The organism is Nonomuraea sp. NPDC049152 (assembly GCF_040648355.1).
In the GTDB taxonomy this organism is placed as follows: domain Bacteria; phylum Actinomycetota; class Actinomycetes; order Streptosporangiales; family Streptosporangiaceae; genus Nonomuraea.
The window spans coordinates 1-17,813 of the sequence record NZ_JBEZDO010000041.1 but is presented as its reverse complement, the minus strand read 5'-3'; the positions used below and the strand labels follow the sequence as shown (position 1 = coordinate 17,813).

Below are 17,813 nucleotides of genomic sequence, written 5' to 3'. Positions count from 1 at the left end.
CGTCTATCTGAGCGAGGGGTAATCCCGGCGGGTAGTCCCTAGCCCGCCGAGCCACCGAGGGTGGCGGTCTGTCACTGGCGCGGTACGGACCGCCGCCTTTGGCATGCGTAATCTGCGGAGATGTCGGGTATGTCCCGATCCGGACATGTCAACATCACGGGGGGAACGTGACATGATCGGCTCGATCATTTCCGCGATCGTCTTCGGTATCGTCATCGGCGCGATCGCCAGGCTCATCGTCCCTGGCAAGCAGCACATGTCGCTCGTCATGACCTGGGTAGTCGGCGTCGTGGCGGCGCTGCTCGGCACCCTCGTCGCCTACTTCCTCGGGCTCACCAGGTCCCCAGGCATCAACTGGTGGCAGCACATCATCCAGATCCTGTTCGCCGTGGTCGGCGTCCTCATCGTCGCGCGCGCCCAGGCGACACGAGGGACGCATTGACCTGCGACTTCGCCCTGGCCGTGATTATCGGCGCACAGCCGGGTAATCGTCTCCCCGTGGGCAGTGAAAATCTCACCCCACGGGGAGGTTCTCATGACAATCGAATCCATCATCGGCGCCATCGTCATCGGGGCCGTCATCGGCGCGATCGGTCGTCTTCTTCTTCCCGGAAGGCAGGCCATCGGCTGGATCCTGACCATCGTGGTCGGGATCGTCGCCGCGCTCATCGGCACGGCTCTGGCGCAGGTCCTCGGCGTCCAGACGACCCCGGGCATCGACTGGATAGAACTCGTGATGCAGGTGGTCCTGGCGATCGTGGGTGTCGGTATCGTCGCAGGCCTTCGGCGCGGTACCAGCGTCTAGACGGCGGGGAACACCGTTCCACGCACCTCACCGAACCCGACCCCGTCGAAGGTACGGGCGGTGAGCAGGACGGAGTCCCCGTCCGCCAGGAACGGCCCGTTCCCCGTCAACTCCAGCAACGTCGCATTGCCCCCCACAGGGCCTGAAGCGAGTAGATCGCCGGTGCGCAGCGGCGCGCCGGCGATCGTGCTGTGCGCGAGCAGCTGGGGTCCCGTCCAGTACTGCCCCGCGTAGTCGGGCTCGGACAGCAGTTTCCCGTTGACGTTGACGCCGAGGGTGACGCGCAGACCCGCGGGCTCGTACGCCTTCAGGTACGCCGCGGGCTCCAGCTCGGGCTGGGGCTGCTCGACCCTCGCGGCGTTCAGCGCCGCCAGCGGCACCACCCACGGGGAGACCGACACCACGAACGACTGGCCCAGGAACGGCCCCAGCGCACGCGACTCCAGCGCGATCAGGTCGTAGGCCCGCCAGACGTTCATCAGCACCATGCCGAACACGTGGTGCGGGAAGTCCTTCGTCGTCAGCGGGTACGGCGGCGCCGAAGGCACGCCCACCACGTAGCCGAGCTCGGCCGACAGGTCCAGGCGTTCGGCGGGCTTGAGGAAGCCGTCCTTGCGCTGGCCCGAAGGGCGCACGACAGACGTGCCGGAGACCGAGACGGCCGAGGCTCTGCCGTACTGGCCGACGGGCATCCTGCGCCACGCCGGCGGCAACGGGTCGCGGCCCGGCGGATGGAACATCCTGCCGAGGTTCGTCGCGTTCTCGATCGAGGTCTGGAACAGGACCAGATCCGCCACATTGAACGGCAGATGCATCCTGACCTCCGACTGCGGCCGGAGACAGGGGAGCACCCGGTCCATGTACGACTCGTCGGTGAGCAGCTCGGTCAACCGCTCCCGCACGTGGAACCAGGCGCGAGGACCCGCTCCCATGAAGGTGTTCAGCCTGCCGGCGGCGAACCAGTAGGCCTCGGGCATGACGCCCGTGACCGTCAACTGGTGCAGATCGAGCACCTGGTCGCCGATGGCCACGCCGACGCGCGGCAGCTCGCCCTCCCGGGAGAAGACCCCGTAGGGCAGGTTGTGGATGGGAAAGTCGCTTCCCTCAGGGATTGGTACCCATGCCATGATCGCCACGGCAGGCTACTTGCCCGCTTTCGGGTCAGCTCGCCACCCTCGTCAGGTCAAGCTTCGGTCTTCCTTCCTGGGGCGACCGAGCTTCCTTCCTGGGGTGAGCGAGCTTCATTCCTCGGGCGGGTTCATTCTTCGGGAGGGAGAGGGGTGCTGCGCAGGCGTCCTGAGGGGGCGTCGGGGTGCGGGGGTTCCTCCGGGGGCTCGCCCGGGCCTAAGACGGGCTCGGTCTCGTCGGCCGCCTCGGGGCCGTGCCCGGGGTCGGGGGCGTCGGCGCGGGCGGCCAGGGGGCGGATGGGTCGGCCGGAGACGACCCTGACGGGCTGGGTGTCGGCGTCGCGGACGCTGTCGGGACGCGGGTGGACCAGCACGTCGGTCGGCTCGGCCCTGGACAGGTCGCCCCAGCGGACGGGGCGCTCGGGCTCGTCGACGGGTTCCGCGGGTTTCGTTGGTTCCGCGGGTTCGCCCGAGTGGACGGGGTGGGGTGCGGTCACGGCGTCGGCTTCCTGATCGTGTTCTTCGGCCGCCCTCGGAAGCTCTTCGGTGGTCAGGGCCTCGGAGTCGGTGTGGGCGGCCTTGGCGCCTTCGACCGGCAGGGGTCCAGGGAGCTCCTCTTCGGCGGGTGCGGTGTCGTGCCGGCCCGGCTCGGTGTCGTGCCTGCTCGGCTCTTGGTTCTGCCGGCTCCGCTCGGGGTCGTGCCGACTCGCCTCGGGGGCGTGGGTCTCGACCATGGGGGCGGGGTCGAGGTCGGGGTCCGGGTCGGTCCTCGGCTTCGGTACGGCCTGCGGCTCCGTCGTCCTGCCCTGCTCCGGCTGCCACGGGGCGACCCGCTCCTCCGACACGGGGATCGGCGGCACGGGAGGCGTCTCGGGCGCGGGCGTGGGACCGACCACCGGTGTCGGCTCCTCCGGCTCCTGCTCGGCCGTACCGGCCAGCGGGGGCGCCTCAGAAGGGCCGCGGAACGGGACGATGTCGCGCTCCGCCGTACGCTCGGCGGCGTCGGCGGGCTCGCGGCGGGCGTGCACGTGCTTGATCATCACCAGCCACAGCCACAGCGCGACCGCCAGCATCACCCACGGCGCGACCGCCACGCCCACCGCGACCGCGACGGCGGGCAGCCGGGCGGCGCCGTCCGTGGTGACCAGCACGTTCACGGCGGCCGCTGCCGTGATGAGCAGCACCAGCACGACGGCCGCCTGCGAGCGCACGAGCAGCCGCCCCGAACGCAGCAGCAGCACGCTGATCAACGCCACCGCCAGCAGGGCGTCGAAGGCCGCCGGATAGAGGTAGGCGAGGTCGGCGCGGGCCGTGCCGGCGACGGCGAGGGCGCGAAGGTCGTCGAAGGAGAGCACGCAGGCGGCGGCGGTGAGACCCGCGACGGCGAGCCCGGCGAGCGCGATGCCGATGCGGCGCAGCGCGGAGGGGGGAGTCACGTCCATGGCGTTTTCGAGCCTACAGAACAATGGTGTTCATGAACGAGAGCGTGAGAAAGCTGTTCGACGCCGCCAACTACGCGACTCTGACGAGCATCAATCCCGACGGCGGGCCCCAGTCGACGGTGGTCTGGGTGCGGATGGACGGGGACGACATCCTCGTCTCCACGGTGAAGGGACGCCGCAAACCGCGCAACTTCGAGCGCGAGCCGCGCGTCAGCATCCTGGTGATCGACCCCGCCGACCCCTACAGGTACGCCGAGGTACGCGGCAGCGTGACCATGGAGGACGACCCCGAGGGCGCGCTGATCGAGGAGCTGTCACTGAAGTACACGGGCAACTCGTGGGAGGAACCGCCGGGCAACGAGCGGCTGATCGTCCGCATCCACCCCGACAAGGTCATCCTCAGGGGTTGAGCGCCCCACGTATTGACACGGATTGGGTGCCATGCGTGGGATCGCTTAGCCAAAGACCCCCGTAGTCCGTACCCTTGCCTTCGTGAGCCTGCACCTATACGACACCACCACGCGCGCCATCCGTGAATTCGTTCCGGTCGAAGCCGGCCGGGCGTCGATTTACCTGTGTGGGGCCACCGTGCAGGCGCCGCCCCACATCGGGCACATCCGCTCCGGCGTCAACTTCGACGTGCTTCGGCGCTGGATGACGCGGTCGGGCTACGACGTGACGTTCTGCCGCAACGTCACCGACATCGACGACAAGATCATCAGGGTGGCCGCGGCAGAGGGCGTGCCGTGGTTCGTCGTCGCCGAGCGCAACCAGCGGGCCTTCACCTGGGCGTACGACACGCTCGGCTGCCTGCCCCCGACCGTGGAGCCGCGCGCCACGGGACACGTGCCCGAGATGGTCACGCTGATGCAGCGGCTGATCGAGCGCGGCCACGCCTACGCCTCGGGCGGCGACGTCTACTTCAACGTCCAGTCCTACGCCCCCGAGTACGGCAAGCTGTCCAACCAGAAGCTCGAGAACATGCGCGCCGCGGGCGACACCGACGACGAGTCGTGCAAACGCGACCCGCGCGACTTCGCGCTGTGGAAGGGCGAGAAGCCGGGCGAGCCGACCTGGCCGACCCCGTGGGGGCCCGGCCGTCCCGGCTGGCACCTGGAGTGCTCGGCCATGGCCACCAAGTACCTCGGCTCGACCTTCGACATCCACGGCGGCGGGCTCGACCTGATCTTCCCGCACCACGAGAACGAGATCGCCCAGTCCCAGGCGGCCGGTGACGGCTTCGCCCGTTACTGGATGCACAACGGCATGCTCAAGATCGGCGCGGAGAAGATGAGCAAGTCGCTCGGCAACTCCCTGCTGATCCCCGACCTGCTGGGCCGGGTGCGCGCCGTCGAGCTGCGCTACTACCTGGCGGCGCCGCACTACCGCTCCTCCATCGAGTACTCCGAGGAGGCGCTGCTCGAAGCGGCCGCCGCCTACCAGCGCATCGAGGGGTTCGTCACCCGCGCGGCCGAGGTCATCCACGACGTCGACGCCGACGCCCCGCTGCCCCAGGCCTTCGTCGACGCCCTCGACGACGACCTCGGCACGCCCCAGGCGCTCGCCGTGGTCCACGAGGTCGTCCGCGAGGGCAACGTCGCGCTGTCGCGCGGCGACAAGGAGGCCGTCGCCCGGCTTCTGGCCGAAACCCAGAACATGCTCGACGTGCTCGGCCTCGACCCCCGCTCCCCCCAGTGGCGTACGGCAGGCTCCGACCTCACCGGTGTCGTCGACGCCCTGGTCAAGGTCGCACTCGAGCAGCGCCAGGCGGCCCGCGCCCGCAAGGACTACGCGGCGGCCGACGCCATCAGGGACGGCCTCACCGAGGCGGGCATCACGGTCGAGGACACCCCGCACGGGGCTCGATGGGAGTTGACCCGCTAGTACCCTAGGTGACATGGCAGCAGGTGGAAGAGCGTCGGGCAGGCCCTCCAAGAAGAAGGGCCCGGCCAAGGGCACGGGCGGAAACGTCCGTCGATCCCTGGAAGGCAAGGGCGCGACTCCGCCTGCGCACATGAGGCACTGGTACAAGGACAAGGCGCGCGGCGAGCGCATCGCCCGCGAGGAGCGGGGCGGGTCGTCGTCGCGGCCTGCCGTACGGCAGAAGAAGTCCGAGGACGCGCCCGAGTACATCGGCGGGCGCAACCCCGTCGTCGAGGCGCTCCAGGCCGGAGTGCCCGCCAACGCCCTCTACGTCGCCCACCGCATCGACAACGACGACCGCGTCCGCGACGCCATCAAGATCGCCGCGGACAAGGGCATCGCGCTGCTCGAAGTCACCCGCGACAAGCTCGACCGCCTCACCGAGGGTGCCGTCCACCAGGGCATCGCCCTGCAGATTCCCGCCTACGACTACGCGCACCCCGACGAGCTGGTCGAGCTCGCCCGTGACGCCGCCGAGGTGCCGCTCATCGTCGCCCTCGACGGCGTGACCGACCCGAGGAACCTGGGCGCCATCGCGCGCTCGGCGACCGCGTTCGGGGCCCACGGGCTGCTCATCCCGTCCCGCCGGGCGGCAGGAGTGACGGGAGGGGCGTGGAAGACGTCCGCCGGCACCCTCGCCAACCTGCGCGTCGCCCGCGCGGCCAACCTGACGGCCGCGCTGCGGGAGTACCGCGAGGCGGGGCTGTTCGTGGTGGGCCTGGACGGGGCGGGCACGGTGGACATCGACGAGGTGTCCCTGCTCGCCGAGCCGCTCGTGGTGGTCGTCGGGTCGGAGGGGAAGGGACTCTCCCGTCTGGTGCGGGAACACTGCGACGTGGTGGCGCGGATCCCGATGCATTCGGCGGCGGAGTCACTGAACGCGGGGGTGGCGGCGGGGGTGACGTTGTATGAGGTCGCTCGTCATCGGCGGCGGTAGCGTCTAGACTGTGAGGCCGCGCCGACGTAGCTCAATCGGCAGAGCATCTGTCTTGTAAACAGAAGGTCAGGGGTTCGATTCCCCTCGTCGGCTCTGCAGCACAAAGGCCCTTCGGGAAGATCCCGAAGGGCCTTTGTGATCTCTATACAGCAGCGAAATACAGCAACGGCATCGGCTTTGGGGGTTCCGTGGAAGCGTGGTACGCGGTTCGATGCGTCTTCCGGTGGGTCACTCACGGCGCTTACGAGGAACGGATCACCCTGTGGCGGGCCGATTCGACTGAGACGGCGATCCTGCTGGCTGAGCAGGAGGCAGCCGAGTATGTCGAAGGGCAGGACTTCGAGTTCTTGGATTTCGCGCAGTCTTACCGTCTGTCGGACGCGGCAATCGGGCAGGGCACAGAGGTCTTCTCCCTTCTCAGAGACAGCGATCTTCCACCCGATGCCTACCTGGATGCGTTCTTCGATACGGGTTCGGAGCGACAGGAAGTTCTTGGCGGGTGATCTGCAAAACGCAGGAAGTCCCACCCCGGATCGCGCGGCTAGGGGTGGGACTCCGACTGATGTAGCAGCAGTCAGCCGCCGAGGCCGTCGTTGAGCTTGTCGAGTGCCTTGCGGGTCTCCGGGCTGGGGATCTGGGTGTAAACGTTCATGGTCACCGAGATCTGCGAGTGCCTGAGGATGCGCATGGCTACGCGGGGGTGGACGTCGAGGGCGGCCAGGAGCGAGGCGCAGGTGTGCCGGGTGTCGTGGACGCGGATGCGAGGAACGCCGGCGTTCTTGCAGTGAGCGTCGAAGGCACGGTTGAGGTTGCGCGGTTCGATAGGCGTGCCGAACTTCGTGGTGAACACGAGGTCGGAATCCTTCCACTTCTCGCCAGCGTCCTGGCGGGCTTCCTCTTGGGTTTGGTGGCGCCGTTTGAGGGCCGAGATGCACAGGCCGAGCAGCGGGAGCGAGGCGGACGAGTCGTCGGTCTTGGTCTTGTCCCGATGCAGGAGCTGGCCGCCGACTCTGGTGAGCTGCCGGGCGATGTGGAGCTCTTCGGTGGCGAGATCTACGCAGTCCCAGGCCAGGCCGAGCACCTCCCCGCGCCGCAGGCCAAGGACGAGGATCAGCACGTACGCGGCATAGAGCGGATCGTCCTGGACGTGTTCGAGGAAGCGGCGAGCCTCATCGACGCTCCAAACGGCCTGTTGGCGCTTCTTCTTGGTCTTGCTGGCGCTGGGCAGCGTGGTCAGCGCCGCGACGTTCTTCGAGATCAGCTCCTCCCGGATGGCGTGGCCGAAGGCAGCCCGAAGGGTGCGACGGATGCCGATGATCGTGTACCGGGCTGGGTAACCCTTGCAGCACTTCCCGATGGCGCAGCATCGGCGCTTGGCCTCAGGACGCTTGTGGTCCTTCTTCTGGTCGCAGCAGGTACAGAGGGTGGGCAGCGTGTTGAGCCAGGCTTGCACGTCGCGGACGGTGAGCTTGTCAAGGCGCTTCTTGCCCAGGCCAGGGATGATGTAGAGCCTGACGAGCGGCTCGTACGCGACGTAGGTCGTGGGTTCACGGTTGGGTTCGACGACCTCCGCGAGCCAGCGCTTGAGGAAGGCGGCCAGGGTCTCGTGCTTGGTGGGCACCGGTCCTTTGCGGGTCTGCTCGTGGAGCTTGAGCCACTTCTCGTGGGTCTCCTCGCGGGTCTTGCCGTACGCCCACTTGCGGGTCTTCTTGCCCTCGGGGGTGGTGACCCAGACATAGCCTGCCCAGCCGTCTTTGTACGGGAAGATCGAGCCTTCTCCATTGGATCGCTTGGTCATGAGAGGGCCTCCTCGCAGAGTCGGGTCACATAGGTGTCGAGGGCTTCCGCGGGGATGCGTCTACAGCGTGCGCCGACGAGGATCGAGGTGACCTCGCCGGAGCGGATGAGGTTGTAGAGCGTCCATCGGCTGATCTTGAGGGTGGCCATCGCTTGGGGAACGGTGAGGAGTTCAGCGCTCATGCGAGCCTCCTCGGGGTGTGCCTGTGATGGCGGCGGCGAGGAGTTGGTCGCCCGCGGAGTGGCCTTTACCTGCGTAGGTCCATTCGCTGAGCACGAGGACGGTGTCCTCGTCGAAGAGCGGGAGGCGGCCGGTGGTGATCTCGTGGTCGCGGGCGTGGTCTTCGCGGGCGGCGCGGAGGGCGCCGAGGGTGGTGGAGTAGCGGCGGGATCGGGTGGAGAAGTGGCCCTTGAAGCCGAGCATGTGTGCCCATTGGGTGAGCCGGAGGTCGGCCAGGTCCTCGATGGCGCCCAGGCGTAGGCATTCGGTGATCAGGCGTTTGGCGTGGTCGCGGAGGTTGAAGGCGTCGAGGTTGTCGAGGGGGTTGATGCGGCGGTCGAGGGTGCCGACGCATTCGGCGACTTTGGTGGCGTATTTGGCGACGTAGCCCGCGACGGCTTGTTCGGTGAGTTCGCCGTTCAAGGTGATCGGGCGGACGTCGAGCTGAGCGCCCCAGGCGGGCCGGTTGGTCGTCGGCGGCCGGGACGAGGGCGCTGACGACGCGGGCGGCGTGGCGTACGGCTTGCTCCAGGGTGTCGGCGGTGGCCCAGGACGGGGGCGGTGTGGCGGGGCCATCGGGTCCGTCGAGGCGGATCACGGCGTGGAAGTGGACGACGCCGCGCCGCTGGTATTCGGCGACCTTGGCGAAGGAGACGGTGAGGTGGTCGCGGAGGTCGCGCAGGGCCAGGCCGCCGAGCTTGGCCAGGTGCCGGCGGAGGGAGTCGGCCAGGCGCTTCCACAGCAGCGGGGCAAGGGCGTTGAACAGGACGGATCCGGTGTAGTCGTAGCAGTCGGGGCAGAGCGGTTCACCGAGGCGGGGGTCGTCGGGGCTGTGCTTGGCCGTGCAGGACATGATCGTGCCGTGCGAGCACGTAGGCGCGTTGCGGCGGGCGTGGCATGGTCCGCTGTCTCTGCGGGTGTGGACCGGGCCAAAGGAGGGGGCGGTGAGTGTGACGAACAGGGTCGGGTGGTCGGTCACCGTCTTGGGGACGCCTTTGCCGCCGATGAGGCCCGCGCGGATGAGGTGGTAGGTGTCTGCGCGGTAGATCTCGGCGCAGGCGGGGCAGCGGGAGACGCGGCGGGTCTTGCAGGGCAGGCGGAGGATGCCGTCAGGCTCCTTGCGGGTGGTGTAGCGGTGCAGCAGTTGGCCGGTGGCAGGGTCCCAGTGCTCGACCTTGCCGCGGAGGTGAATGGGCTGGCGGCATCCGCCGGTAGCGCGGATCTGGGCGGCCCACCGGTCGTAGTCAGGGGCGTTGAGTCGGGTGATCAGGCCCGTGATGGCGTGCGGATGGGGGTGGTTTGCGGGCAAGATAGAGACCTCCTTTCACTCGTTCGGGTGGAGGGATGGCCCCCGACCTGGCAGGCGTCTTGGCGGATGTACGGCCAGGCCGGGGGCGCCGCGCGTTAGGCGCCGTGGTTGTCGATGCCGGTGCCGTCGCAGTCGACGCAGGCTTCGTCGTCGCTGTCGAGGCCGGTTCCGTTGCAGGTGCAGCAGCGGTAGCGCGTCATACGGGTCTCCTTTCGCGTGGTGCGGTGCTGACGTAGACCCGCCAGTGATGTGACTTGGCGCGGTCGGGGTAAGCGCGAGAGACGCCGGAGACGGTGAAGTTCAGGCGTAGCCGGAACAAGGCGTCGATGATCTCGGCACGGGTACCGTCGAGGCGGATGCGCATGCTGGGTGCTCCTAGGACGGCTTGACGCAGCCGCGATAGCTGTCGTCGGCGGCGTACTGGGCGCGGGCGGCGGCGAGGATGGCCACGGCCCGGTACTCGACGGGGCCGAACTGGACCGACGTGCGGTAGTGGCCGTGAGGGGTCTGCTCCGCATCGACCGGTGCGTCCAGGCACGCGGCGATCTGGTCGACCTCGGCGCACAGGTCCGTATCGGTGGTCTGGCGCGGGAAATGGTGGATGGTGGCGGACTGCGGGGCGGGCACGTCGGGGTTGGCTTCCAGGAAGGCGGCCAGGTCTCGCAGGCCGGTGATGAGAGCGGTTCGGTGGGTCATGGGTTCTCCTTTCGGTCAGGCGGTTCGCAGGGTGTGGAGCAGGTCGGAGGCGAGTTGGTTGGAGACGCCCAGGCGGGCGCGGAGGGCGTCGCGGGTGATGGGCTTGCCGTGCCGGGCGTGGTGTTCGTCGGCGACGCGGCGGGCGTAGTCGAGCAGGGCGGGGGCGGGTTCGGCTTCCGGCTCGTCCTCTCGTTCGTCCTCGGTCTCCAGGACGGGCGCGAGTTCGGGGACGGCGACCGGGGACGGCTCAGGACGGGCGATCATCCGGCGTTCGAGCATGGAGACGGCGATGAGGAAGGCAGCGGCGGGCGTGGCGGCGGTGATCCAGCCCCACACCGTCGGCTCGGCCTGGGCCAGGTTGGCGGCCAGGGACAGGACGATGCCGCCGGACAGGACGAGGACGGGCCAGGTGATCCGGCCGCGCCGTGCCCTGCCTGTGGTCTTGTCGCGTTGGCGTTCGCGGGCGGCCATGACGCAGGTGAGGTCGATGCAGACGGCCACCGCCCAGGACATCCAGCCGGTTTGGCCGTGGTCGGCGGCGGTGTCGCGGATGTGGGTGAACGATCCGGCACCCGCGATGACGGCCAGGATGACGACCGGGCCGGTGTCGAGCAGTCGGCAGGCGAAGCGTCGCATCGTCGCACCCCCTTTCGTGGTTCAGGCGTTGACGGCTTGTGGAAGGTGGGCGGTGATCTCGTCCCAGGGCGGGGCGAGGTGGGCATACGCGCGGGCGGCGTGCTCGGCGGCCTGTTCGCTGACGTGGAAGGAGCGGGCGCGGTACCACTGGCCGTCCTGGGAGGCGACGATGGCGACGCCGGGTGTCTCGGCGGCGATGGCACGGGCGGAGACGAGGGCGGCGGGGTCGAGGTCGCCGAGGGTCATGGTCGCGGTTTCCGGGTCGTTGACCCGGTGGCAGATGCGGCCCGAGCACTGGGCGCGCAGGGCGGTGACGCCGGGGCCGAGGTCGGAGCCGATCCTTTGGCCGCAGCAGAACAGGTAGATACCGAAGGCGCGGCCGAGCTGAGCGACCCGCAGCAGCGCCGTCGAGGTGCGGGCGATCTCGTCCTTCTCGCTCTTGTCGGCCATCAGGTACAACTCGGCCAACTCGTCGACCAGGACCACCACGGGCACCGGTCGAAGCGCGGGCGGGAGTTGCCAGACGTTGCGGGCCGATGCCTGACGGCACAGTCCCATCCGGTCGACCATGAGCGCGACAAGGTCATCCAGGAGCGTGAGCGACTCGGTGCGGGAGGTGGCCAGGGCCGACAGCCGCGGACTGTACGGGGTGAACTCGACGCCGCCCTTGAGGTCGAAGCCGACCAGCGCCACCGGTTGCGGGGACAGGCCGACGATCAGGGCGTTGGCGAGGTTGGACTTGCCGGATTGGGTGGCGCCGGCGTTGAGCCAGTGCGGGACGGTGCGGAAGTCGATCACCCACGGCTTGCCGGTCTCCAGGCGTCCCACGGTGACCTTGAGCAGGTCGGTGGAGGGTGGCAGGTGGTCGACTTTCACGAGGGGTCGCGCATGGTGGCCATGAGCACGACGCGGCCGGGCCGGGGTGAGGAGACGCGGACCGCGTGCACGCCCCAGGAGTGGGCGAGGCGTTCGGCGGCGTCGGCGTAGTCGTCGGGGATCTGGCCCTCCAGCGTCCACAGGGTGACGCGCCAGCCGTACCGGGTGGGCAGTGGCAGCCACATGAACGGTTTGGTGTCGACGGCGACCCGTTGGAAGCGCCGCCGTACCTTGACCAGGCCGGTGGAGGCGACCGCGCCGGGGGTGAGGGTGAACCACCAACGCTGCCGCTTCTTGGTCAGCCCGCAGCCCAGCGCCACCCGCCGCCAGGACGCCCGGACGGACAGGGCCATCAGCGGGAAGCCGACCGCGAGCCAGAAGGACGGGTAGTGGAAGCGGCGCCAGGCCCACAGCCCGGCCGCCGTAGCGGCCAGGACCGTGAGCAGGAGCAGCGGGTCAGGCATTGGCGGCCTCCCGCGCCGGGAGCAGGGCCGAGGCACGGTAGGCGATCCCCCACCGGCCGGCGATCTCCCAGACGTAGCCGAGCAAGCCGACGGCGGTGACCTGGTCGCCGGTCGTGATGGGCGGTTCGCCGGTAGTGCCGATCTTCACGAGTTCGATGCGGCCGAACTCGTCCTCAACCGAGACGGTGACCTCGAAGACGGTGTTGCCGTTCTTGTCGGTTTTGATCTCGCCGGTGTCGCGGTTGAGAACGCGCGGCTGAGGAGCCTTGACGCAGGTGATGGCGAGCTTGGTGGTGTCCACCGGGATCGGAACGGAACGCATAGCTGATGACCTCCTTGTTTGTCTTGGTCAACATAGTCAACCTAGTTGGCTCAGTTGTCAATGTTGGCGTGGGTGACTTGGTGTGGTGAGATTGGTGCGATGGTCAAGCACACCGGGCGGCCCGGCTACCTCCAGATCGCTGACGATCTGCGCTCGCAGATCCGCGGCGGCTCCCTCGCGCCCGGCAGCCCGTTGCCCTCCACCGCCCAGCTCGCCGAGCGGTACGACGCGTCGCTGTCGGTGGTGAAGATGGCGGTCGGCATTCTGCGCAACGAGGGCCTGGTGATCGGCCAGCAGGGCAAGGGCGTGTTCGTCCGTGATGTCGACGCGGCAGCCCCGGCCGGGGATCTCGCGGGCGAGGTCGCCGACCTGCGCTCCGCCGTACAGGAGTTGTCGGTACGGCTCGCGCAGGTCGAGGAGCAGCTATCTACGTCCACGACACGCCCCGCCCCACGTAACCGGTAGCCATCCGGTCGCGAAGGCTTGCGCTCATAGCCCTGTCGGCGCGGTGAATGCTCACCACGATCATCACGAAGCCGACCAGGACAGCGAGGCCGAGAACCGCGGCGATAACGAGCGCGATCATGACCAGATCACCCCAGCCTTGGAGCTCTTGCGCGGGCCGCGCGGGGGACGGCGAGTCTGTCCGCGACGATTGCGCTTGCCCGCCTGCTTCCTGGCCCAGCGGTCACGGGCCAGGCACTTGAGGCAGCGGGTCTGTCCCTCGTCCAGGACCGCGCCGCACTCGCACGCGGGGGCCGGGTAGATCTCGTTTGTCATGTGATCACCTCTCCTCTCGGTCGCGGTTCTTGCTTGCGAACTGAGAATGCGACGGAGTGTGAGGACGAGATCACTACAGGACGGGACATGTTCAGGACGTCCGGCTTACGATGTCGAGGTCCCCGGACGTCCTCCCGGAGCAGGTGAGATGGCGAACGAACGGCTACGCGCGGCACTGCTGGAACGAGGGGTGAGCATCGCGGATCTGGCCGACGCGATCCGGGTCGACCCGAAAACGGTCGAGCGGTGGATCACCAAGGGGCGCGAGCCGTACCGAAAACACCGGTATGCGGTGGCTTCCTACCTGGGCACGGACGAGACCTACCTATGGCCGGAGGCGCTCACACGCGAACAGGTAGCGTCGGCGTCCGAAAGCGAGGTCGTCCGCGTCTATCCGCATCGCTGGGCCGTGCCCCGGGACGCGTGGGGACGTCTGTTCGCGGAGGCGTCCGAGGAGATCGGCGTGCTCGTCTACAGCGGCCTGTTTCTCGCCGACGACGCGGGCATGGTTCGGATGCTTGGCGAAAAGGCCGGCTCGGGTGTGCGGGTCCGTATTCTGCTGGGCGACCCTGACTGTGCCGAGGTCGCCCAGCGTGGCGAGGACGAGGGCATTGACGGCGGTATGGCCGCCAAGATTCGCAACGTCCTGGTCCTCTACCGGCCGTTGCGGGGGCGGGAGAACGTGGAGATCCGGCTGCATCGGACGGTGCTCTACAACTCGATCTATCGCGCCGACGACCAGTTCCTCGTCAACACCCACGTGTACGGCACGCCCGCCGGTAACGCGCCCGTCTTCCACCTGCGCCGGGTGCAGGGAGGCGACATGGTCAACACCTACCTCGACAGCTTCGAACGGGTGTGGGCCGGAGCCGTCCCGGTAGGCTCCTGAACATGGGCCGCCGCATCGACTTCTACGACGACCCCGCCGCGCCCAAGCCGAACAGCCTCGTCCCGTCGGTGAACGTCGTGGTCACCAACGAGGCGGGGGACGTTCTGATGATCCGGCGTTCGGACAATGACAACTGGGCAGTGCCGGGCGGGGCGATCGACCTGGGCGAGTCGATCCCAGCCGCTGCGGTACGGGAGACCGTCGAGGAGACCGGCATCACGTGCGAGATCACGGGACTGGTCGGCACCTACAGCGACCCCCGTCACGTGATCCTCTACACCTCCAACGGGGAGGCGCGGCAGGAGTTCTCGCTCGTGCTCACCGCCCGTGCGGTCGGCGGGGAGCCGACGCCGAGTGACGAGTCGCGCGAAGTGCGGTGGGTGCCCCGCGGCGAGGTAGCCGCTCTGAAGATGGATCGGTCGATGCGGATGCGGATTGAGCGCTATCTCTCGGGAGCGTCGTCGCCGTACATCGGCTGAGCGGGGAAGAGCCGCTCACGGGGCAACCACTCATTCACCGTGCCGGTCATACAGCTCTCGGCGAAGGCGCACATCTCAGCCATGAACAGCTTCTGCTCATGTGGGTCTTGCTCCCGCATGGCTGACCGTTCCCACAGACCATCGGGCACGAGGAAGCGCGCGGCGTGATCGGTGCCGAGCCGCTCGTCCAGGCGGAGCAGCGCACCCATCGCGTCGTGCTGGTCGTAGTAGCAATCCAGCCGGGGAAGGTAGCGGTCCAAGTACGCGATGAGAATTGCGGCGTCACTGTCTTCGGCGAACCTGGCGAGCGCGAAGCAGTACCCGCCACCCGCATAGACCATCTCGCTTTCCAACAGCAGGGTCCCGAGCCGTTCCCGAAACTGCGTGCGCCGGTCGAGACCGATCAGCCAGGCAGCGGTCAGCCGGGACCGCCAGTCGAACGCGAGCAGCATTTCAAGGTCATCATCGGTAATCCTTCGCGCGTGTCTGGCCAGGGAACGCCCGAAACGGACCAGCTGCCGGTCGGGCAGCTCCATGAAGGCGCCCATGAGCTGCAAGTACCGTCGGACCTCGCCCCTTCCCGCGCTGACATAACGTCGGGCGACGGCGATCTGTCGGAGCTCAGACAGGGTCGGTAACCACATGAGGTCATCATGCCGGGATCGAGCGCACTACCTAACCGGCGAAGGCGAGCCGTACATCGGCTGAGTCGAGCCGTTCCCGCACCGTGCGGACGGCGGACAGGATGCACGGGGTGGCCTTCTGGATGGTGACGGTAACCAGGTGCTCGGGGCCGTAGCGGCTGCTGATCTCCGCCAGCCGGTCCTCCACCTTCACCGGGACGCCGTCGGGGCTGGTGGTCATGTCGCAGAAGGTGAGCGCCTCGACCAGATCGGGACGCTCCATTGGGAACTCGCGCTCCAGGATGTCGAGCAGACCACGGTCGCCGGCCTCGATGGCGGCGCAGGTGTGATGGGCGACCAGCTTGCACAGCAGCTCGTCGGCGCCGTGGACGTCGCGCAGGTAGCGGGCGCCGTCGATCGGGTGGAACCCGGTGTCGACGAGGTCGGGGGTGTAGCCGATGTCGTGCAGCCAGGCAGACATGGCCAGGAGTTCGGCGTCCTCGCCGAGGATGGGGGCGATCTCTTCGCCTCGTGTGCCGACCCCGCGCGAGTGATCCCAGCGGCGGGGCAGCGGCCGCTCCAGCAGCTGGTTGGCCAGGCCTCGCGCCCAGGCAACATGTCTCATGCTGTTCACGATAGGCAGGGGGCCCGGAGGGGAAGCTAGAGGATGAGTTGGGACGTCCCGGGACGTCCCAGACTTACCCTTCGCTGACGAACCGGCCCTTGCCCGGGTGGGCGATGACGAGGCCCTCTCGCTCCAGCACGGCCAGCGCCTGCCGCACGGTGTTACGCGAGACCTCGTAGCGCTGCCGTAACTCGCTCTCACTCGGTACGGCAGCGCCGGGCGCGAGGCTCCCAGCGGCGATCTGGCCGCGCAGGTCGGCGGCGATCACTTGATAGCGGTACGGCGCGGCCTGCGTGCCTGACACCACGCGCCCCTTGGCAGGAATGGTCACGATCAGGCCCTCGGCCTCCAGGACTGCCAAGCCGCGCCGAGCTGTGTTGCGGGCGACGCCGAACTCGGTGCACAACTCCGCCTCAGAAGGCAGCGTGCCCGCCGGATACTCGCCCGCGGCGATGCGTTCCCGGAGCACATCGGCGAGCTGGCAGTAGACCCGCCAGCCGGTCAACCACCGCGATTCGCGCATGGTAACGGCGTCAGGAACGATGAGAGTTGGCGATCTTGCTGAGGTCGACGCCGATCTCTCCTTGCTCGCCCTCGTTCCATCCGTTCGCGACGACTTCCGCCAGGCGCTCGACGGCGGCGAACAGACGCAGGCAGGTCACCCGCTCATCCTGCTGGTCACCCCAGTAGAACCAGCAGAACGCCAGGTGCACGAAGACGCGGCGGGTCCGGAACCGACTGTCGACGACGTCCAGGCCGGGCCGTCCGTCTTCGGCGATGACAAGGACCGCCGGGATCGTGCGGGCACGCAGCTCGTCGCGCAGGGCGGTCAGCAGTCGCTCTTGGTAGGCGAGCTGGTCGGGGCGGGTGTTCACCATCGGGACTGTCCCTTCGACGTGGTGAGGCTTGTCCGTCGAGGTTCTCCAGAGGTTAGGAATCTCTACACCGCAACTCTGGGACGTCTAGGGACGTCTCGTGTTAGCGTCCCTGGCAACGGGCGGTTTTGCCTGAGGAGCGGACCGGATGAACCAGCACCTGCGTTACGCGCTCGTCAATGCCAGGCTCCACGCGACCGATCTTGCAGCGCGCCTGGCTGTGGACCCCAAGACGGTTGAGCGGTGGCTGCAAGGCCGTGTTCCCTATCCGCGACATCGGTGGGCCGTGGCCGACGTTCTGCAAGTCGATGAGGCCGACCTATGGCCGGAGGTAGCCGGGTACCGCCGAACGATCTCCAGCGAGATTCAAGCGGTGTATCCGCACCGTCACGCCGTACCGCAAGCGGTGTGGCGACAGCACTTCGCCAGCGCCGTCAGGGAGATCGACATCCTGACCTACAGCGGGCTATTTCTCGCCGAGGACACCAGCCTCATGCTGACGATCGCTCAGCGGGCCCGCGTGGGGGTAAAAGTACGCGTGCTCCTGGGCGATCCTGACAGCCCGGAGGTAGCAGCCCGAGGGGCGGACGAGCACATCGGTCCCGACGTCATGGCGGCCAGAACCAGGAACGCGCTCATGCTCTACCAGCCTCTCCATGACGTCCCCGGCGTCGAGGTCCGCCTCCACGGGACGGTTCTGTACAACTCCATCTACCGGGCCGACGACCAGATCCTCGTCAACACCCACGCGTATGGCATCCCAGCTGCCCAAGCCCCGGTCACGCATCTTCAGTCAGGCACCGAAGCCGGCACCGCGGCTGTCTACCTGAGCAGCTTCGAACGCGTATGGACCAGCGCCAGGCCGCATCCCCTCAAGATCACGATCAACGACCACGTGTCTAGACCCACGTGATGCTTGACGGTTCCGTCCCACCACATGCTTGACGATCGCCCTTGAACTCATAGGGCGGCCTTGCGGGGCCGGTGG

Annotated in this window: 26 protein-coding genes, 1 tRNA gene and 1 pseudogene; 11 read left to right on the top strand and 17 right to left on the bottom strand. The window is 68.3% G+C overall.

The features are described 5' to 3' along the window. The first annotated feature begins 172 nt into the window (after positions 1–172). Positions 173–442 (top strand): GlsB/YeaQ/YmgE family stress response membrane protein, encoded by a 270-nt coding sequence (locus AB0B45_RS45160; protein ID WP_358144147.1) that lies wholly within the window; start codon positions 173–175, stop codon positions 440–442. A 93-nt stretch (positions 443–535) separates the two neighbouring features. Then, a complete protein-coding gene (locus AB0B45_RS45155; RefSeq protein WP_358144144.1) occupies positions 536–805 on the top strand; it encodes a GlsB/YeaQ/YmgE family stress response membrane protein in 270 nt (89 codons plus the stop codon). On the opposite strand, the gene AB0B45_RS45150 is transcribed toward AB0B45_RS45155, so the two are convergent. Both AB0B45_RS45150 and AB0B45_RS45145 read right to left on the bottom strand, forming a co-directional pair. Further along, entirely contained in the window at positions 802–1,932 is a 1,131-nt protein-coding gene (locus AB0B45_RS45150) for a fumarylacetoacetate hydrolase family protein (RefSeq protein ID WP_358144142.1), read from the bottom strand. The two genes, AB0B45_RS45155 and AB0B45_RS45150, sit on opposite strands and share 4 nt — an antisense overlap. A gap of 131 nt (positions 1,933–2,063) precedes the next feature. Next, positions 2,064–3,374 carry a DUF2637 domain-containing protein gene (locus AB0B45_RS45145; protein ID WP_358144140.1) on the bottom strand — a complete coding sequence of 437 codons (1,311 nt, stop codon included), beginning with the start codon at positions 3,372–3,374 and terminating at the stop codon, positions 2,064–2,066. A gap of 32 nt (positions 3,375–3,406) precedes the next feature. Between AB0B45_RS45145 and AB0B45_RS45140 the strand changes: the two genes are divergently transcribed. The 5 genes from AB0B45_RS45140 to AB0B45_RS45120 all read left to right on the top strand — a co-directional run bounded on the left by AB0B45_RS45140 (position 3,407) and on the right by AB0B45_RS45120 (position 6,737). Then, positions 3,407–3,784 carry a PPOX class F420-dependent oxidoreductase gene (locus AB0B45_RS45140; protein ID WP_358144138.1) on the top strand — a complete coding sequence of 126 codons (378 nt, stop codon included), beginning with the start codon at positions 3,407–3,409 and terminating at the stop codon, positions 3,782–3,784. Positions 3,785–3,866: 82 nt separating this feature from the next. Further along, positions 3,867–5,258 carry a cysteine--tRNA ligase gene (gene cysS, locus AB0B45_RS45135; protein ID WP_358144135.1) on the top strand — a complete coding sequence of 464 codons (1,392 nt, stop codon included), beginning with the start codon at positions 3,867–3,869 and terminating at the stop codon, positions 5,256–5,258. 13 nt (positions 5,259–5,271) lie between these two features. Then, positions 5,272–6,234, top strand: a complete 963-nt coding sequence (gene rlmB / locus AB0B45_RS45130) for a 23S rRNA (guanosine(2251)-2'-O)-methyltransferase RlmB (RefSeq protein ID WP_358144133.1) — start codon at positions 5,272–5,274, stop codon at positions 6,232–6,234. Positions 6,235–6,254: 20 nt separating this feature from the next. After that, positions 6,255–6,327: transfer RNA gene (locus AB0B45_RS45125), tRNA-Thr, on the top strand. A gap of 95 nt (positions 6,328–6,422) precedes the next feature. Continuing rightward, positions 6,423–6,737, top strand: coding sequence for a hypothetical protein (locus tag AB0B45_RS45120; protein WP_358144131.1), 315 nt, complete (start codon positions 6,423–6,425; stop codon positions 6,735–6,737). Between the two features lie 71 nt (positions 6,738–6,808). Here AB0B45_RS45120 and AB0B45_RS45115 read toward each other — a convergent pair whose 3' ends face one another. From AB0B45_RS45115 to AB0B45_RS45070, 10 genes and pseudogenes are all read right to left on the bottom strand, one after another. Continuing rightward, positions 6,809–8,032 carry a site-specific integrase gene (locus tag AB0B45_RS45115; RefSeq protein ID WP_358144128.1) on the bottom strand — a complete coding sequence of 408 codons (1,224 nt, stop codon included), beginning with the start codon at positions 8,030–8,032 and terminating at the stop codon, positions 6,809–6,811. Further along, positions 8,029–8,214, bottom strand: coding sequence for a helix-turn-helix domain-containing protein (locus AB0B45_RS45110; RefSeq protein ID WP_358144126.1), 186 nt, complete (start codon positions 8,212–8,214; stop codon positions 8,029–8,031). Before AB0B45_RS45110 ends, AB0B45_RS45115 begins: the two co-directional genes overlap by 4 nt. Beyond that, positions 8,204–8,674 carry a replication initiator gene (locus tag AB0B45_RS45105; protein ID WP_358144123.1) on the bottom strand — a complete coding sequence of 157 codons (471 nt, stop codon included), beginning with the start codon at positions 8,672–8,674 and terminating at the stop codon, positions 8,204–8,206. The genes AB0B45_RS45110 and AB0B45_RS45105 overlap by 11 nt, the downstream gene beginning before the upstream one ends. Positions 8,675–8,789: 115 nt before the next feature. Continuing rightward, positions 8,790–9,560, bottom strand: a pseudogene (locus AB0B45_RS45100) (replication initiator); the annotation flags it as partial. Positions 9,561–9,756: 196 nt separating this feature from the next. Beyond that, positions 9,757–9,924, bottom strand: a complete 168-nt coding sequence (locus tag AB0B45_RS45095) for a hypothetical protein (RefSeq protein ID WP_358144121.1) — start codon at positions 9,922–9,924, stop codon at positions 9,757–9,759. Between the two features lie 11 nt (positions 9,925–9,935). Then, positions 9,936–10,256, bottom strand: coding sequence for a hypothetical protein (locus AB0B45_RS45090; protein WP_358144118.1), 321 nt, complete (start codon positions 10,254–10,256; stop codon positions 9,936–9,938). A 15-nt stretch (positions 10,257–10,271) separates the two neighbouring features. Then, positions 10,272–10,892, bottom strand: a complete 621-nt coding sequence (locus AB0B45_RS45085) for a DUF2637 domain-containing protein (RefSeq protein WP_358144116.1) — start codon at positions 10,890–10,892, stop codon at positions 10,272–10,274. 21 nt (positions 10,893–10,913) lie between these two features. Beyond that, positions 10,914–11,768, bottom strand: coding sequence for an FtsK/SpoIIIE domain-containing protein (locus AB0B45_RS45080; protein ID WP_358144113.1), 855 nt, complete (start codon positions 11,766–11,768; stop codon positions 10,914–10,916). Further along, the gene (locus AB0B45_RS45075) at positions 11,765–12,232 is read right to left on the bottom strand and encodes a hypothetical protein (RefSeq protein WP_358144111.1); all 468 of its coding nucleotides are present in this window, start codon (positions 12,230–12,232) and stop codon (positions 11,765–11,767) included. The genes AB0B45_RS45080 and AB0B45_RS45075 overlap by 4 nt, the downstream gene beginning before the upstream one ends. Continuing rightward, complete coding sequence (locus tag AB0B45_RS45070; RefSeq protein WP_358144108.1) at positions 12,225–12,554, bottom strand: hypothetical protein; 330 nt, start codon at positions 12,552–12,554, stop codon at positions 12,225–12,227. The genes AB0B45_RS45075 and AB0B45_RS45070 overlap by 8 nt, the downstream gene beginning before the upstream one ends. A gap of 99 nt (positions 12,555–12,653) precedes the next feature. On the opposite strand from AB0B45_RS45070, the gene AB0B45_RS45065 reads away from it, so the two are divergent. Then, positions 12,654–13,019 (top strand): winged helix-turn-helix domain-containing protein, encoded by a 366-nt coding sequence (locus AB0B45_RS45065; RefSeq protein ID WP_358144106.1) that lies wholly within the window; start codon positions 12,654–12,656, stop codon positions 13,017–13,019. Between the two features lie 117 nt (positions 13,020–13,136). Here the strand turns inward: AB0B45_RS45065 and AB0B45_RS45060 are convergent, their stop codons facing one another. Further along, positions 13,137–13,334, bottom strand: coding sequence for a hypothetical protein (locus AB0B45_RS45060; RefSeq protein ID WP_358144103.1), 198 nt, complete (start codon positions 13,332–13,334; stop codon positions 13,137–13,139). A 148-nt stretch (positions 13,335–13,482) separates the two neighbouring features. Here AB0B45_RS45060 and AB0B45_RS45055 point away from each other — a divergent pair, with 148 nt between their 5' ends. Continuing rightward, complete coding sequence (locus AB0B45_RS45055; protein WP_358144101.1) at positions 13,483–14,223, top strand: helix-turn-helix transcriptional regulator; 741 nt, start codon at positions 13,483–13,485, stop codon at positions 14,221–14,223. A 2-nt stretch (positions 14,224–14,225) separates the two neighbouring features. Next, a complete protein-coding gene (locus AB0B45_RS45050) occupies positions 14,226–14,702 on the top strand; it encodes an NUDIX domain-containing protein (RefSeq protein ID WP_358144099.1) in 477 nt (158 codons plus the stop codon). Here AB0B45_RS45050 and AB0B45_RS45045 read toward each other — a convergent pair. The 4 genes from AB0B45_RS45045 to AB0B45_RS45030 form a co-directional block, all read right to left on the bottom strand. Next, on the bottom strand, positions 14,666–15,346 hold the full coding sequence (locus AB0B45_RS45045) for a DUF6000 family protein (protein ID WP_358144097.1): 681 nt from the start codon (positions 15,344–15,346) through the stop codon (positions 14,666–14,668). The two genes, AB0B45_RS45050 and AB0B45_RS45045, sit on opposite strands and share 37 nt — an antisense overlap. Before the next feature lie 31 nt (positions 15,347–15,377). Beyond that, positions 15,378–15,950: an HD domain-containing protein gene (locus tag AB0B45_RS45040; protein ID WP_358144095.1), complete on the bottom strand. Its 573-nt coding sequence runs from the start codon at positions 15,948–15,950 to the stop codon at positions 15,378–15,380. Positions 15,951–16,023: 73 nt separating this feature from the next. Further along, positions 16,024–16,473: a winged helix-turn-helix domain-containing protein gene (locus AB0B45_RS45035; RefSeq protein ID WP_358144092.1), complete on the bottom strand. Its 450-nt coding sequence runs from the start codon at positions 16,471–16,473 to the stop codon at positions 16,024–16,026. A 10-nt stretch (positions 16,474–16,483) separates the two neighbouring features. Beyond that, complete coding sequence (locus AB0B45_RS45030) at positions 16,484–16,828, bottom strand: hypothetical protein (RefSeq protein WP_358144090.1); 345 nt, start codon at positions 16,826–16,828, stop codon at positions 16,484–16,486. Positions 16,829–16,973: 145 nt separating this feature from the next. Here AB0B45_RS45030 and AB0B45_RS45025 point away from each other — a divergent pair, with 145 nt between their 5' ends. Next, positions 16,974–17,738 carry an XRE family transcriptional regulator gene (locus AB0B45_RS45025; RefSeq protein ID WP_358144089.1) on the top strand — a complete coding sequence of 255 codons (765 nt, stop codon included), beginning with the start codon at positions 16,974–16,976 and terminating at the stop codon, positions 17,736–17,738. The last annotated feature ends 75 nt before the right edge of the window (positions 17,739–17,813 follow it).